Raw genomic sequence first — 15,855 nt, 5'->3', positions numbered from 1 at the left:
TGGTTAACGCAAAAGTCAGCCCGTATGTTCGAAATTATCTGCAACAAAGCTTCTGGATTCACGCTTATAGGGGTATACGGCTGCTATTTCGGCGGCCGCATCTGCAATTAAGAAAGTGAGCGTGGATGATGACGAGTTTCAATAAATATTTACGTAATACGGTCTCGATCCTGGCGACTGCCAGCATGTTGATGCCGTCCTCGGTTTGGGCCAAAGGCCCCAGTTCCGTTTCGCACGTGTCTGCGATTCATTCCTCCAGCGGCTCGTTGTCTACTTCGGGCAACACGCTTGGGAAAATTTCGACCAGCGAAGTTCCGGTGCCGAAGCGTTCTCCCCACCAGGATCCGTTTCACCTGTCGAAGTCGTTCAACGAATCCGAACATGTCAATCTCAGCCAGCTGGGCCCGAAATTGCCCGGCCAGGTGCTCTCGCAATTCAATTCGCCCCAAACATTGCACATTACAGCTCAGCCAACTGGCAGTGATAATGTGCATGGCGGCAACAAGGAACCTGAACGAATCAGTAGTCTGCTGGAACATTCCGAAACCGTGACCAACCAGACTCGAAGCAGTCAATTTGCCTCGACCAAAACCGACATCAAAAACATTAACGGTGACCACACCGAATTAACAGATGCGCAAACCGGTCTTGGCGGTGAAGGACCGGCGGGTACAGGGCTGTTGTCGCCGCTGGAACGCGCTCTTTATGCCTCACCCCGAACACTGGATAGCCAATTCGCGCCGACGAAAACCGGCATCAAGAACATCTCCGGCGATCACACCGAACTGACGGATGAGCAGCAGAATCCCCCCTTAACCAGCCGACCGGACCCCTTCCTTAACCGCAGTATTTATCATCTTGATCCAATGAACATCGCCGTGCCCCTCAGCAGCCTGCCGCCAGGCGGCTCAGTGCCGCACATTAAGTAACAAAACCTGCGATAAATTGGGCAATCCTTCGCGGTGTTTGTCGGTAATGGCCGGCAAACACCGCGGTTTTTTGCGCTTCTATAGAGCGGCGACCGTGGGCAGCATGTTCCTGAACTACCAGCCCGCCGGGATGCTTCCCGTAACATCTGTCCCAGTTTCACGCTCAATAAGAGTGAAGGCCGGCATGGCCGTCCCCAAATAACCTTCAAAATCCAAGAAAGCGAGCGTGGATCATGAAAACTGTAACAAGTAATTTCCGAATCGTGTTATTAACCCTGGCGACCGTGGGAACGGCCATTCCGCAAGTGGCGCTGGCTCATGGCGGCGGTGGTGGCGGCAGCAGCAGCAGCGGCGCAAGCCATGCCGTTTCTCATGCCTCCAACGGCTCCACGATCAATACCCAGTTTTCAAGCAAGAGCGTTAAAACATTGGCTGCGACTCCTTCAATTCCCATTCCTCCCCCCAGCGGCAACAAGCTGGGCAACTTCAGCACGACGGCCGGCTCCGCCTCGACCACCAGCGCGGTCCAAAAAGCCAACCTAAGCGGAATCAGCGGCAAATCAACCGTTCCCACGACCGTCGGTTCGCAAGACCACGTTACCGCCAATGCCGTCAGTGCCAAAGCCGCGACGGCAGGGGCCATCGATCAATCGACGAACTTTAATCCCAATAGGACTGCACTGAATTCAAACCGCGTCATGGCCAACTCCGTCCAGCCCATGCATACGATGGATTTGCTAGGCGGCCTGGCCGGTGGACTTGGAAATGTTGTTTCCGGCTTAGAATCGGACCTGGGGCCTATTGTCAACGGGGCGATTGGGCTTACGGAAGCGACTTGTGGGGCGCCGATCACCCTCACGCTTGTTTTGACGGGCTCCGGATTAGCGCCGATTCCACCTGACGCCCGTTTCAGCGCAGGCAACACCATTTACCACGGAGCCGGCAGCGAAAACGCTCTCAATAAGGCCACCCAGGTCAGCAACCGCAACGTCAGCCCTGTCGATGCGACTGCCGGCTACGAGAACGCCATTGTGGGGCAAACATTCTTCACCCCAGGCAAAGTTGCCACGCAAAGCAAGATGGACGTTCACAACACGACCGGTATCCCGGGCACAACTATCTCCAAAGGAGAGACAATGCAACCGGTCAGCAAGGTGGTTGCCTCCACCGGCTTCAACACCGGTTTTGCCCCGCCGACTTCGAACAGCGGAACAACGAAGCCAGGCAATATGAAGCCTCCGATGACCTCGGGCGGCTCGGTCTTCGGGGGCGGGTTCGATGACAGCAGCGTCTCCAATTCGTCTGCAACCACCACGGACACCACGACGACCACCGATGCAACGCCGAATGCTTCCACCACACCTTCCGCTGCAGCGGCTGCCAAGGCTACGACCGGCGCAGACCTGGTGCTGGAAGATGTCCGCTTGGACGCTCCGGCCACGTTGGTTGCCGGTCCGGCTTACACCGTAAAGTTCCGCAACCAAGGCACGCAAGCGGCCGGCAAGTTCCTGATCGGAGTTTTCGCCGGACTCGGCGATAAGCTGTCCGACGACGCCCCGCGAGCGATTGTCGAAATCGACTCGCTGGCCGCCGGCGAAGTGAGAACGGTCTCTGTGCGGCTGCCGCAAGCGGCTTTAAGAATGGCCGGTCCTGAGGGCAAGCCCGCCGTCTTCACCAAATTGTTCATTGGCGTCGACATACTGAATAACGTGGCCGAAATCGACGAGACCAACAACACGGCCGTGGTCGATCGGGCCGCCCTGGAAACCACCGCCAATTGACCGGCAGATAACTCCAACTGAACGGCAGATAAACATCAATAGCCATCTAAGCCCACGGGTCGCAAGCCCGTGGGTTTGGAATCACTCACCGCATTGATAGACGGCGAGTCCCTTCGCCGAGAGGATGGATCCTTGGGGGATCGTGGGGATCGTGGGGATCGGGAAATCCATCCTGCTGTGTTCTATGGCATTGTGTGACGCCACGGGCTGTGCGACAGATTAACCGTCCAGCGATGCAAAGTGGGCATCGACCAAATTGCCGGACAGCGACAAAACGGCGCCTGCATCCGTTGATAATGCTGAGGAGCAAGCGGACCCATCGCCGGCGTCGGATTGATCGACGGTAATTTGTTGCAAGGTGGCGCCATTGTCGGCGGCCAGCGAATCGTTCGATGTCAACCCGGACGTGGAAGAGGAATTATTGTCGTTGACGCCGGCAAAGAACGAATCGATCGCCGAAATGGCGGCATTGCTTGGCAAAGCCGCTCCGGAAGCACCGCCGCTGTCGGCCGAATCGGTTGCAGAGCCGGCCGCAATGGCGCCCTGTCCGCCGGAGGGCACATCGAAGCCGAAGAAGAAACCGCCGCCAAACCCGCCGAAGCCACCGAAACCGAAGAAGAATCCGTGGCCGCGAGTTGTGGTCACCGGTGAAGCCTGCGTGAAAGTGGTCGAACCGGTATAGGCAACCAAATCGCGAATGACACTGCTGGCAATCGGAGTGCCCAGACCGGAAGCCAAATCGTACCCGGTGGCAGCCGAGTTACCGTCGGAGCCGGAGGTAATATCGTGGAAGTCGCTTTTGGGAAGTGCGTACAGCACATCCTGAACGTTGGACAGCGAGCTTTCATGGGCGAGTGATCGACCCTGATCGGCCAGGGCAATTAGCCCAGCCCATTGTGGTGCGCCGATGCTGGTTCCGCCGTACTCAGCCCAACCGCCGCTGCCGTAACTGTCGTAAACGGCCACGCCGGTGTTGGGATTGGCGTCGTACGAAACGTCGGGTGTGCCGCGATTGGATATTCCCAGTCCGGTTTGATAGCTGGGCAAGCCTTCGTATCGGCTGTCGCCGCCGCCGCCATCGGACCACACGCTTTCGCTGGAATAACTGCCCGATGAAGTGACCCGAAGCGACGTGCCGCCCACGCTGACGACATCGGGCGAAGCCGACGGATACTCCGCTCCCGTGCCATCGTCGCCGGCCGCCACGGTGAACGCGACGCCTTTGCCTGACGGGGACGTGAAGTGCGCATCTTCCGATGATTCGCCGTTGTATTCGCTGCCGCCCCAACTGTTAGACACGACGACGACGCCGGAGGCATTACGGGCAAAATCTTCCGCTTTGTCTAAATCGGAAGTGTTTGCGGAACTGGCCTCGACCAGCAAGATATTTGCACCCGGCGCAATGGAATGGGCCCATTCGACATCAAGAGCGATTTCGGCAGCCCAGCCCTGATCGTTTTGCGGCAAGCTGGTGCCGCCGGATTCGTTGACGACTTTGAAGCTGGGGGGAGCCGCCAGTCCGAATTGCTTATCGAACGTGGCCAGGTCGCTGACGATGTTTGGGTCGTTGTAGGCGTCGACAATGGCGATAGTTTCGCCCGCTCCGGTGGCCACAGTGCTGCCAAAGGTAATTCCGCTGAACGAATAAGCGGCTTTGATTTGCGCGGGGGAAAAGCCTTGCACGGTGGACGAATTGGCATCGGGAACAACGAGCAAATTGGGCGTCACAAGCAGGCTGGCTGTCGAAGCGCTCAGCACTTGGCGGACTTCCAGCGTTTCGATTTTCAATGCACGCCCACGGCGGATTGGCGCTTTCATGTCGGGTCGTTTCCTTCTGTCTCTCAGGCGGGTAGACCTATGCGGGGAGCTTTCGGTTGCCGAACAGGCATTCACACTTTGGTATGACGATCAGTTTACCATCTTCGCAGAAAAAATCTATTCGCGGAGGCAAGCACACCGCCGGCAGCGCTGGACGACGACGAAGCGCTGTAATTACCGGTAATTGTGGTGCCTGTAACGCTGTTGGTAATAGTGATAGCTGTCGGCGAGGTAATGCCGGAAGGCAACTGGCCGACGTTGGAAGTTTTGGGATTGGATGACAGGATCAAATAACCGTTGCCGTTGGCGTCGGTGGTGATGGAGCCGACATCGGTGCCGTCGACGGAAACATCGAAGGTGCTGCTGACATCGGTGCCCGTCAAATGCACTCGCAGAATGTCCACCGTGGTGCCGTCGCTGTGCGTAATGGTAGTGAACACCGATTTTCCAACCGTCGCGCCGGAAGCGGAATCGGTCAGCGTGGCGACCGAGCGGGTGATGGAGGCATCGGATCCGTGGCAGCCGCCGTAGCCATTGCCGCCATAACCGTTGCCGTTGCCCTCGCCAATTTCGCCGGTGGAGGCGGCGAATGTGCCGTTTAGCGGATCGACCGTGGTGTCGGTCGAAGCCAAGTTGATGGTCGCGCCGGCCGCCAAAGTAAAACCGGTGGGCAACGTGCCGGTCGTGGTGTTGCCTGTGCCGGCGCAATTGGCGGTTGCGGCACTGGACGTGGTGCTGCTCGTGGAAGTGGACGAGGTTAGAATTAGGCGGCCGTTGCCGTTGGCATCGGTCGTGAGCGCACCCAGGTCGGTAGTGCCCACCGTCACTTCGTAACTGGCATTGGCTGCACCGCCAACCACCGCGATAACCAAGCTTTCCTTGGTTGTCGTGCCGCTGACTTCCGTTTCGAATGAGGCGGTGCCGACGATTTCGCCTGAGCTATTGGTGAGCGTGGCAAAAAAATAAGTGTCAGTGCTTTCGTCCGACGCGCCGCTACTGGTGGAAGATTTCAAGGTGTTTGTCACGGCGGAGGAAGTGTGCGCTCCGGCAACCAACGCGCTATGAGCGGCTGCTTGCAAGAGGGAGCCTGTGGCGGCCGCTCCGCAAAGCAGTTGCCGCTGTTCCAAACGTTCGATGCGTAACGGGCGATTCGCGTTGTTGAAATTTCGAGTCATGGTCGCAACTCCGCAACGGACGCCCCTGAGTTGATGGTTGTGCTAGCGAACTAACGATGCCTGAACAAATCTGCGAGTGAACCACTGCCGATCTGGGTTCGGCAGGCGAGGCGTCAAATTGGGGAAAGGAGAGGCGTGAATTCCGTGCCGCTTAATGCCTTACGCAAACCAATAGCGACTGGAAATCGACAGCTCCGCCCCAAGATTCGCCGGTGGCTATCATTAAGAACGAAACGCGACTGTTTTAGCGCGCGCAAAAAAATCAAAAATTCCTACGGGAGTCTCGTGGCGGGAAATAAGATCGATTTTTCGTCCGAATGATTGACTTTGGGGCAAGAAAGCAAATACACTGGAAACAGATAAATTGTAGACATGCAGTGCGGTAGCCGAACCCGCTTTCTACGCTTCATCCCGCCTATCTTTTCGCTTTAAGGAACACTCTCATGGAGAGATTTCTTGGCCGTGCCCCGTCTGGTCGCGCGCTGTATCGAACTCGGGGAGCGCGAAAAATCGAACGACTTGAATCGCGCTGCGTGTTGAACGGCGGAGCGTTGTTCGATTTACCGGTCGCGCCGACGGTCATGTTCAGCGGCGACCGTGACATCAATGCGATTGGCGAAGCGTCCCAAAAAATCGGCGGTGGTTCATTCGGCGTTGCGTCACACTATTCCGACAACATGGGATCGATGTACGCCGAATCGGGCGGCTTTGCTCCCGTCGGATTTGGATTTTACGAACCGCCGATGATGAGCATGGACCTGGCAGATTATGGTGGAGTGGGCGGGGGATCGATGGGCATCGTATTCGGCGCGCCGACCGAATTGATTGTGATCTTCAGCACGACCAGCAACAATTCAAGCGCGATGTACGCAGAATCTGGCACCCCAGCGGGCCAGAGTGGGTCAAATTTACGTGCCGATGTTGCTCCGGCCGGCGGGATGAAGCCCAACGTTAGTCCGTCCCTGGACGCCCTGCCACACCCGGCCAGTGCGATGTCGCCCAGCCAAACGCCATTGGCAACGACCGTTCGTGTGACGCCCGCCGATTTCACGGCGGCGGTTAATTCGCATTCCGCATTGGTTACGTCGGCGTATGCGGCGGCGGGCTCGATGAAAACGGCGTTGTTTTCCGCCATCGCTTCCGTGGCGCCTTCGATTCCTCTGCTTGACGGCGCGGGCACTGCCTGGATGCAAACTTTCGTCGGTGCCCAAGCTCCGGCGAACATTGTGGTGAATACGGCGACGGCTGTGCGTTCGGCCTTCCAAACGGCAGGATCAGGCAACGGCATTCAAGTCGAGCGGCTGACAGACGCAGCTTTCATCCATTCTCGTGCAACGGTTGGGCAGGCCGAAACGACGGTTTGCAAGGCGTCGCTGGCAGGCATTCCGCTCGACATGAGAGGCATCGAACGGGCGTTGCACACGGTGATGAGCGAAATGGAATCGCTGGGAACTGAGGTCAGCCACTGGTTGGACGACATGCACCTAGTGCCCATGATCGCCGCGGTGAGTGCGGCGGCGCTGGGAGCCGGCGCGACTTATTATTTACGACGCCGCGGCGAGGAAGAAGCCGGCCGGCGGGACGAAGAGGCTTCGTCGAGTTGGCTATTTGCGCGGCTGCACGGCCATTCCGGCTGAAGCCAATCGACGGCGGTAAACGATGAACGATTCTCTTGACGCGCTATTGGCGCGGCTGAATTCGGGCGATGAATTTGCGGTCAGGCAAATGTTCATCGCCTTCGAGCCTTACATGCGAATGGTCGTGCATCGCCACATCGCGGGCTCGCTGCGGGCCAAGTTCGATTCGGCCGACGTGGTGCAATCGGTGTGGGCCGATTTTGTGGCGGGTCTGCAACAAGCGAAATGGAATTTCGACAATGTGGACCAACTGCGGGCGTTTTTGTTCAAGATGACGCGGAATCGGTTTATCGACCGGTTGCGGAAGCACCGCGAATCACTGCGGCGCGAAGTGGCGCTGCCGCAGCAGAATATCGACGGCTTGCCGGTCGACCGCTGCCCGCGCGTCAGCGAGAATTTTTATGCCGACGAATTATGGCAGCAGATGGTGCAGGTTTGTCCGCCGGCGCATTACGAGTTGCTCAAGCTGAAGCGGCAAGGGGCGTCGATCGCGGAAATCGCACGGCAGACTAAACTTCACGAAGGGAGCGTGCGCCGCATTTTGTACGATATTGCCCGGCGCGTGGCTCGGCTGCGCCGGCAGCCGGCGGTGTAACGCGCTGGAGAAAACCTGCACGCAGAAACTGTTCCATCCCGGGGGCGGGGTTCAGAACTGGCGGCCAACATGAGTGTTTCTTCGCAATCGCTGCCGGAAACCAAAGATGCAAATCCTTCCGTGCCGTACGTCGTGGAGCGGCCGACCCAAGCATCGCACCCAGGTGGTTTGTTGGATGCGCGGCTGGCGGCGACGCTGGATGAAATGGCGGCCCAGTGGCACGCCGGACAAGCACGCACCGCCGAGCAGTGGCTGGCGGAGCGTCCGGAGTTGGCCGCCGACGCGGAGGCCGCGGTCCGGGTGGTGTACGAGGAATTTTGCCTGCGGGAAGAGCGCGGTGAGCGGGTGGAATCGGCCGAGTACTATCGGCGGTTCCCACAGTGGCAGGATGCCTTGGCGGTGGTGCTGGATTGCCATCAGTTATTGCGCGCGCCGAATGAAGCCACCCAATTTCCTACGGCCGGCCAGCAGTTAGGCGATTTATGCTTGTTGGAAGAGTTGGGGCGCGGAGCACTAGGGCGGGTGTTTTTGGCCACGCAACCGTCGCTGTCGGATCGGCTATTGGTGGTGAAAGTGACGGCGCGCAGCGGCCAGGAACATTTGTCGTTGGCCCGATTGCAGCACACGAACATTGTGCCCCTATATTTGGTGCACGATTTTCCGGCGGAGAATTTGCGCGCCCTGTGCATGCCGTATTTAGGCGGAGCCACATGGGCCAGCGTGCTGTCGAGCCTGGAGAAGCATGTGCTTGGTGGCCGCAGCGGCGGTCAAATAGTCGCGCATTTGGCCGAGCGGCAAGAGCGCACTTCGGCCTTTGCTGTCGCGGGCGGCCCGGCGATTGGGTTTTTGTCGCGCTCATCGTATATTGACGCCGTATGCTGGATCGGCGCTTGCTTGGCCGATGCGCTTTCTTACGCTCATCAGCGCGGGCTGGTACATTTGGACATTAAGCCTTCGAACGTGTTGCTGGCGGGTGATGGGCAGCCGATGTTGCTGGATTTTCACCTGGCGTGCGAAACGCAGCGATTGCAGAACAAAAACATCGACCGCTTGGGAGGCACGCCCGGATACATGTCGCCGGAGCAACGCGCGGCCACCGAGTGCGTGAAGCAAGGCGTGCCGATTGCACGGCCGCTTGACGCACGGTCCGATATTTATTCGCTGGGGGTATTGCTGTACGAATCGCTGGCGGGCCAACTTCCGCCGGAGAACCCAAATTTGTTGCGGCAAAAACTTCGCCACGCCAATCCGCAAATCAGCCGTGGACTGGAAGATATTGTGTGCAAATGCCTGGCGAGAACACCTGCGGGCCGGTATGACGACGCGGGGCAGTTGGCCGCCGATTTGCGTTGCCATTTGGCCAGCCTGCCGTTGCGCGGGGTAGGCAATCACAGCGTATTGGAACGGTGGCAAAAATGGCGTCGCCGCAAGCCGCTGGCGCTGCCCGTGCTGGCAATCAGCATGGGTGTGGTGATTGTGATTTGCGGAGTGGCGGCGCTGTACTATCGCGATCACATCCGCACCGCGGAAGCGGCCCTGCAACAATCGCAAGAAGAACTAGCCAATCGAGAATTTGGCCCGGCGATTCAACATTCGCAGGCTGCGTGGAATGCGCTGCAATGGTTCCCGGGGCACGCCGAGCTTAAAAGCCGGCTGAAGACGCAAATTGCCACGGCACAGCGAGCCCAAGTAGTGGCCGCGCTGCACGATTTAGTGGAACAATTGCGATTTTTAGACCAAGAACCTACCGCGGAATCGGCACTGAATCATTCGAAACTCGCCGAGATTGCCACCGGGTGTCGCGCGATTTGGCAAGCCCGGGAAATGTTGAAGTCGCCTGCGCGCGACTCAAGCGACGAAGGCGCAAACGACAAGTCGCCGGAACCACAGGGAGAAGAAAAGACGAAACAGGACGACAACCAGAAGCTTCCGGAAGCGCTGCGGCGCGATTTGCTCGATTTGGCCATTCTGTCGGCGCGGCTCGACATGCAGTTGGCTTCCCCGGCCGGTGCTGCCGAGGTACGGCAACAGGCCATTGAAAAACTGGCCGAAGCGCGGGCAGTGTGCGGCCCAAGTTTTTTGTTGGATTTGGAAGAGCGCGATTATCGGGCTGGCGGAAACAATGGGGATGAAAAAGTGTCGCTCGATTCCCTGCCTGTGGCCAACAATGCTTGGGAGCACGACGGCCTAGGGCGCTGGCTAATGCACCACGGGGCGCTGGACGAAGCGCGGCGGCAATTTGCCACGGCAATTGCCCGGCAGCCGGACGATTTTTGGGCCCATTTTCAGCAGATGCGGTGCGACTATCAACTGGGGCATGATGCAGACGCATTGTCGGCGGCCAACGTTTGCATTGCGCTGGCGCCGCAGCGGGCCGAGTGCTATTACAATCGGGCGTTGTGCCACCAGGCGTTAAACCACGCAGAAGAAGCCAAGGCCGATTTTAGCCGGGCCGTGGAGCTCGATCCGGATTGCACACCGGAAAAGATGGGCAAACTCCGGAAAAATATGGATGGAGCCGCGAAATAAAAACGGCTCTGTGCCGAGCTGTTTTGAACACGCTACACCGAACTGAAGTTCGCTCTAGCTGGGCAGCGTCCAATCGTGGCCGCCGTTGCCGAACAACTGATCGACCACGCTGTCGTTCAACACGGTGCTGCCTATTTCAAGAAACACCTCGCCGTTGGCGCCGCTGCCGCCGCCTGTGCCATTCAAATCGTTTTCGCGCACTGCGAGGCTGTCGGCGGAATTCCATTCGGCCATCAAGTAGTTCAGCGATTTTGCGTCGCCTTCAAAGGTCGAAGAACCGCCGATCATGATGTCGTCGTTTTTGCCGCCTTGCAAGGTATCGGTTCCAGCGCCGCCGATGAGAATATTGCGGCCCGCGCCGCCAACCAGCCAATCGTTGCCGGCGCCTCCGTCAAGTACGGCAGGCAAACGGATGTTGGGCGAAATCTGGATGTTGTCGTTCCCGGCTCCGCCGAACACGTAAATTGCGGACGCGGCAAATGACCCTTGCGATTGACGATTAATCATCACGCTGAGTTTATTTCCCGAGGCGGGCACCACCGAGATTTGGTCGTTGCCGGTTGTGCCGCCGACATACAAATCCATTTGGCTGGGATTGGCCGCATCGGGCTCCAACGCCACAGCAGAAATGACCACGCTTTGCGTCGCCGGGGTGCTGGCAACGTTCAGTTGGTTAGCTACGGTGACCGACAGCGAATCGGTCTGGCTGGCCGTGTACGTGTGCGTTACGGTTTGGGTTAGAGAATTTGGAACCGCGGCAATGCTTTGTGTTTGGCCGTCGCCCCAGTTGATGGAGTAACTGTATCCGGCCGCTTCGTTCACCGATGCGTTGGGGTCGGTCACGGTGAACGTGTAGGACAACACCTGGCCGCGCACGCCAATGCTTGGGCCGGAGATGCCCACGCTGGGCTTCAAGGTATTGTCGATTGAATTCACGGTCAGTGAAACAGCGTCCGATGTCGGGCTGGCCTGGAAATTAGCATCGCCGCCGTATACCGCCGTGATGCTGTGCACGTCCAGCGACAGCGTATTGGCCGGCACGGTATACGTGGCCTGGCCGCTGGAATTCACCGAGCCGGTGCCCAAGGTGTTGCTCCCGTCCATGAATGTCACGGTTCCCGTCGGTGAGCCCGCACCGGGAGAAACCACGGCCACCGTGGCCGTGAGCGTGACGCTTTGCGAAACCGCGATGGTCGACGCGGAAGGCTGCACGCTAATGGTGGTCGAGGCCTGCGTAACACTCAGTGTGCCCGGATCGAATTCGATGGTGTAGTTGGAATCTGTCGCGCCGTTTACCGTAATGGTGTAGTTGTTGACGGCGCTGGTTGCCGTGGCGGTGGTGGACAAAGTCGGCTGAGTTGTCAGGCTGGCTGAAGTGTCGCCATTGACGAACGTGCTGTAACTGACCGTGAAGGTCGGCAACGCCTGGCCAAAGACCTTCGTCTTATCATCAGCGGTGATGGTCAGCATGGCGGGCGAAACGTCCTGGCTGAAGGAGCCCTGCGACGTGTTGAATTGGGCATCAACGCCTGGATAGAAGGCCGTAATGGTGTGGGTCGTCGCCGTCAGGCTGGAAACCGAGATGCTGGCTTGGCCGCCGCTTAATGTTTGGGGCGCGCCGAAGTTGACGCCGTCGATTTGGAATTGCACCGTTCCCGTCGGCGTGTCGGCCGAACCGGTGCTCACGGTCGCCGTGAATTGAACGGTTTGGCCGTAAGTCGAGCCGGTATCGTGGTCGGACGTCACCTGCGTGGTCGTTGCCTCGCCGTCGGTAATGACGGTAGTCTTTGTAGCAGTCTGTGAGGTGGTTGCTGTGTTGTTAAACGAATTGGTGGCGGTGACGGTATACGTGATGGTGCCGTCGTCCAGTGCGCTAACGTCGATGCCGCTGACCGTCCACGTCCCGGAGCTCACGGTGGTGGTTTGGGGCGCGGTGCTGTGCGTGCCGTCGCTGGCCACGACAGAAATCGTCGCGCCTGTTGTGCCTGTGCCGCTGATGGCGGTGCTGGTATCGTTCGAAGTATTGATCGGATTCGTGACGGTCGTGATGGCCACCGACGGAACGGTGGTATTTTTGGTGGCAGTTTTGCTGGTAGTCGTCGTGTTGCTAGCGGCATCGGTGGCGGTGACGGTGTATGTAATGGTGCCATCGTTCAGCGCGCTGACGTTGATGCCGGTGATCGACCAGGAGCCGCCAACGGGGACCGGCGTCGTTTGAGCCGTCGTGCTGTGGGTGCCGTCGCTGGCCACGACCGAGATGGTATCTCCCGCAGTGCCTGTGCCGCTAATCGCCGTGCTTGTTTGGTTGGCGAGATTGATCGGGCTGGTCACCGTGGTGATGGAAACGCTGGGGGCCACGGTGTCTTTGGTCGTGGTCTTGGTGATGGTAGTCGTGCCGCTGGCGTTGGAGGCGGTGACCGTATAGGTTATCGTTCCATCGGACAGCGAGCTAACATTAATGCCGGTGACCGACCAGCTGCCGCCCATGGGGATTGTCGTGGTTGTGGCCGTCGTGCTGTGGGTGCCGTCGCTGGCCACCACCGAAATGCTTGCTCCAACGGTGCCAGTTCCGCTGATGGAAGTATTCGTGACATTGGTGGTGTTGATCGGACTGGTGACCGTGGTTACGGCCACCGCAGGGGCGGCGGTGCTCTTGATCGAAGTTTTGCTTGTGCTGCTAGTGTTGCCGTTGGTGTCGGTGGAGCTGGCGGTGAAGGTAATGGTGCCGTCGTTCAACCCGCTAACGTTAATCCCGCTAATCGACCAGGTGCCGCCGGAACCGACGGTCGTCGTTTTGGTCGTGGTGGTAGTCGTGCCGTCAGTGGCCACCAGCGAAATCGTTAAGCCCGACGCGCCGGTACCGCCGACAGTAACACTGGTCTGATTGGTGGTCGTAATGGAAGAGGGGACGGAAGTAATCGACACGCTGGGCCCCACGGTGTCTTTGATCGTAGTTTTCGTGGCCGACGCTGTATTGCCGACGGAATCGGTGGTGGTGGCCTTATACGTAATGGTGCCGTCGCTCAGCGCGCTGACGTTAATGCCGGTAATCGACCAGGAGCCGCCGGCGGGGACCGTCATGGTTTGAGCGGTGGTGGTGTGAGTGCCATCGGTGGCGACGACCGAGACGGTATTTCCCGCGGTGCCTGTGCCACTGGCTGAAGTATTGGTGACGTTGCCGGAATTGATTGGACTGGTGAGCGTGGTGAGGGCAACGCTGGGCAACGCCGTAGTTTTGGTGGCGGTTTGGGTGTCCGTGACGGTGGCGTGGGTCGAATCGGTGGCGGTGGCCGTGTAAGTAATGGCGCCGTCGCTCAGCGAGCTGACATTAATTCCGTTCACCGCCCACATGCCCCCCGTGCCCACAGTGGTCGTTTTTGCGGAAGTGGTGTGGGTGCCATCTGTGGCAGTGACCGAAACCGTGGTTCCGGTCACGCCGTTGCCCACGGCCGAGGTGCTGGTGTCATTGGAGTTATTAATGGGGTCCGTGACCGAGGTGATGCCCACGGTTAATACCGTGGTGGTGTTGTTGACGGTCAGGGTGAAAGGCAGGGCATCTTGCACGGTGAACGTGCCACCGCTGCCATTGGGCAGGACGTCGACCACATGTGCCACAAGATTGATGGTGCCTGTGAACCCCGAAGTGGGCGTCAAGATAAGGGCGCCCGATGAGCCCGACCCGGACACGGTCACATTGCTGGGCGCGCCGGTGAACGTGGTATTGCCCGTCACGCTGTAGGTAATGGTGCCGGTGCTATAGCCGGCGCCAAATAGGGCGCTCAATTGTAGATTCGCCGGGGTGTTGAGATTCGTCGTGAGATTCGACACCGGTTTGAGAATGACCGGTTGAGCGGTGGTGTTGGTTGGCGGCGCGGCGCTCACGGTGAATGTTTGCGTGGCGTGCGTCCCATCCGAACCTGTGGCGGTGATGGTGATGGCTGCCGAGCCGGTAAAGTTGCTGGGTTCGGCAATTTGCACAACGCTATGCTGGGTATCGTTGGTATTGATGGTGGCCGAATCGATGGTCACATCATTTTTCGCGTAATCAATGCCGCCGGAGCTAGTAGTGGCGGTATTCTCGATGTCGTTGTAAATGTCTTGGCCCGTTAGAAGTTGCCCGAAGACGGTATAACCAAAATTGAGCGACGATTGGGGTTCGTTGGCCAATGGAATATTCGGCGCAGTGATAAAAAACTCGCCGGACGCGGTATCGGGTGATCCGGTGTTGGCCATCGCCAGCATGCCGGGGCTGTTGAAGAGTGCGGCTACATTGATTTCGCCAGCGATATCGGACGGCTCCGTTTTTCCAGAAGTCATTTCCACACCGCCCTGGATCAACTGAAACCCAGTCCCGGTTTCGGCGCGGTAGAAATTGGCCCCGGTGTACAAGCCTGAATTGACGTAGTTGATGATGGCCTGCACGGTGTTCGGCGCGATGTTTTCGAACAATTGGAACGTCATCGTTCCGCTAAAGGATGTGTTGTTAGTGCCTGTCACGCCATGCACGGTGATCGACAGCGTGGGATTGCCGGTCAACACCGTTGCTGTAACGTTGGCATTGTTGCTGCTGGCGGTATACGTGATGGTTTGGCCCGTGTCGGTTCCCACCAGCGGCACGTACAGATCTTTGCCGGAGGGAACATCGTACACGCCGCCTGAATCGGGTCCGGTGATGGCCGGCAGCGTAACGCTGAGCATGCTGCGGTCTTCCAGCGGCTCCAAGAGCAACCGGCGCTGGCTGCGCTGCAATGAATTTTGCCTGGATAACCAACGACGCTTTGCCGGAGAACGACGAACCGAACCGCGACGCCAAACCTTCATCGTGGGTGCCTCTTCCGTGGTGTGTAGGACTGCGTGTCGACTGTAATGCGTGGCAAATGGTGGACCGCAGGCCGCATGTTGAAAATGGCCTAGGGCCGTCTCGCGTCAAACGCCAATCGGATTGACCCGAATTGTTCCGGGCGTTTGAGAGATAGATTCCTCTATGGTAATCGCGGAACGGCGGCCGATCAATTATTTTTTCCTCCCACTATCGGGCGTGTCGCAGGCAAAAAAGTGGTCGAAAAGCGACCTGTTGAGAGCGTTATGTTGACAAAATCGAACATTTTTAACCCGATTCAAACAAAAGCCCTTGCCAGAAAGAGGAACGGTGCTAACGGCGGATCGAAATGGCGGGTCCCACCCAAACTACGGTGCGTTTCCACCAATCGCCGGTCCGCTCTCGCTCGGCGGCGTCGGTAAAGCGGTATTGGCACAAGGTAATACGGATGAAGTTCGGCGGCGTGTCGGGAAACGGATTCGTTTCCAGCAGACCCAGCACCGTGGGCTCGCCTTTGAACAACCGCATAATAAGCGACTGAAACCAGGGGCTCATGTTTCGCGGATCAATGG

9 protein-coding genes are annotated in these 15,855 nt (G+C 58.5%); 5 read left to right on the top strand and 4 right to left on the bottom strand.

The window, feature by feature from the left end; translation table 11 throughout:
• Positions 1-128: 128 nt before the first annotated feature.
• Both VMJ32_09885 and VMJ32_09880 read left to right on the top strand, forming a co-directional pair.
• Entirely contained in the window at positions 129-929 is an 801-nt protein-coding gene (locus tag VMJ32_09885; protein HTQ39329.1) for a hypothetical protein, read from the top strand.
• Between the two features lie 233 nt (positions 930-1,162).
• Entirely contained in the window at positions 1,163-2,710 is a 1,548-nt protein-coding gene (locus tag VMJ32_09880; GenBank protein ID HTQ39328.1) for a CARDB domain-containing protein, read from the top strand.
• Between the two features lie 219 nt (positions 2,711-2,929).
• Here VMJ32_09880 and VMJ32_09875 read toward each other — a convergent pair whose 3' ends face one another.
• Entirely contained in the window at positions 2,930-4,528 is a 1,599-nt protein-coding gene (locus VMJ32_09875; protein ID HTQ39327.1) for a S53 family peptidase, read from the bottom strand.
• A 95-nt stretch (positions 4,529-4,623) separates the two neighbouring features.
• On the bottom strand, positions 4,624-5,703 hold the full coding sequence (locus VMJ32_09870) for a hypothetical protein (GenBank protein ID HTQ39326.1): 1,080 nt from the start codon (positions 5,701-5,703) through the stop codon (positions 4,624-4,626).
• A 443-nt stretch (positions 5,704-6,146) separates the two neighbouring features.
• Between VMJ32_09870 and VMJ32_09865 the strand changes: the two genes are divergently transcribed.
• From VMJ32_09865 to VMJ32_09855, 3 genes are all read left to right on the top strand, one after another.
• Positions 6,147-7,340, top strand: a complete 1,194-nt coding sequence (locus VMJ32_09865; GenBank protein HTQ39325.1) for a hypothetical protein — start codon at positions 6,147-6,149, stop codon at positions 7,338-7,340.
• Positions 7,341-7,362: 22 nt separating this feature from the next.
• A complete protein-coding gene (locus VMJ32_09860) occupies positions 7,363-7,935 on the top strand; it encodes a sigma-70 family RNA polymerase sigma factor (GenBank protein ID HTQ39324.1) in 573 nt (190 codons plus the stop codon).
• Positions 7,936-8,004: 69 nt separating this feature from the next.
• Positions 8,005-10,464, top strand: a complete 2,460-nt coding sequence (locus VMJ32_09855; GenBank protein HTQ39323.1) for a serine/threonine-protein kinase — start codon at positions 8,005-8,007, stop codon at positions 10,462-10,464.
• A gap of 54 nt (positions 10,465-10,518) precedes the next feature.
• Here the strand turns inward: VMJ32_09855 and VMJ32_09850 are convergent, their stop codons facing one another.
• Positions 10,519-15,285: an Ig-like domain repeat protein gene (locus VMJ32_09850; GenBank protein HTQ39322.1), complete on the bottom strand. Its 4,767-nt coding sequence runs from the start codon at positions 15,283-15,285 to the stop codon at positions 10,519-10,521.
• Between the two features lie 331 nt (positions 15,286-15,616).
• Positions 15,617-15,855: lipase maturation factor family protein (locus VMJ32_09845; GenBank protein ID HTQ39321.1), on the bottom strand; the 239-nt coding region annotated here is incomplete at its 5' end.

The organism is Pirellulales bacterium (genome assembly GCA_035499655.1).
Classification (GTDB): Bacteria; Planctomycetota; Planctomycetia; order Pirellulales; family JADZDJ01; genus DATJYL01.
Note: the sequence above shows the minus strand (reverse complement) of the source record. Positions and strands in the feature narration are given on the sequence as shown.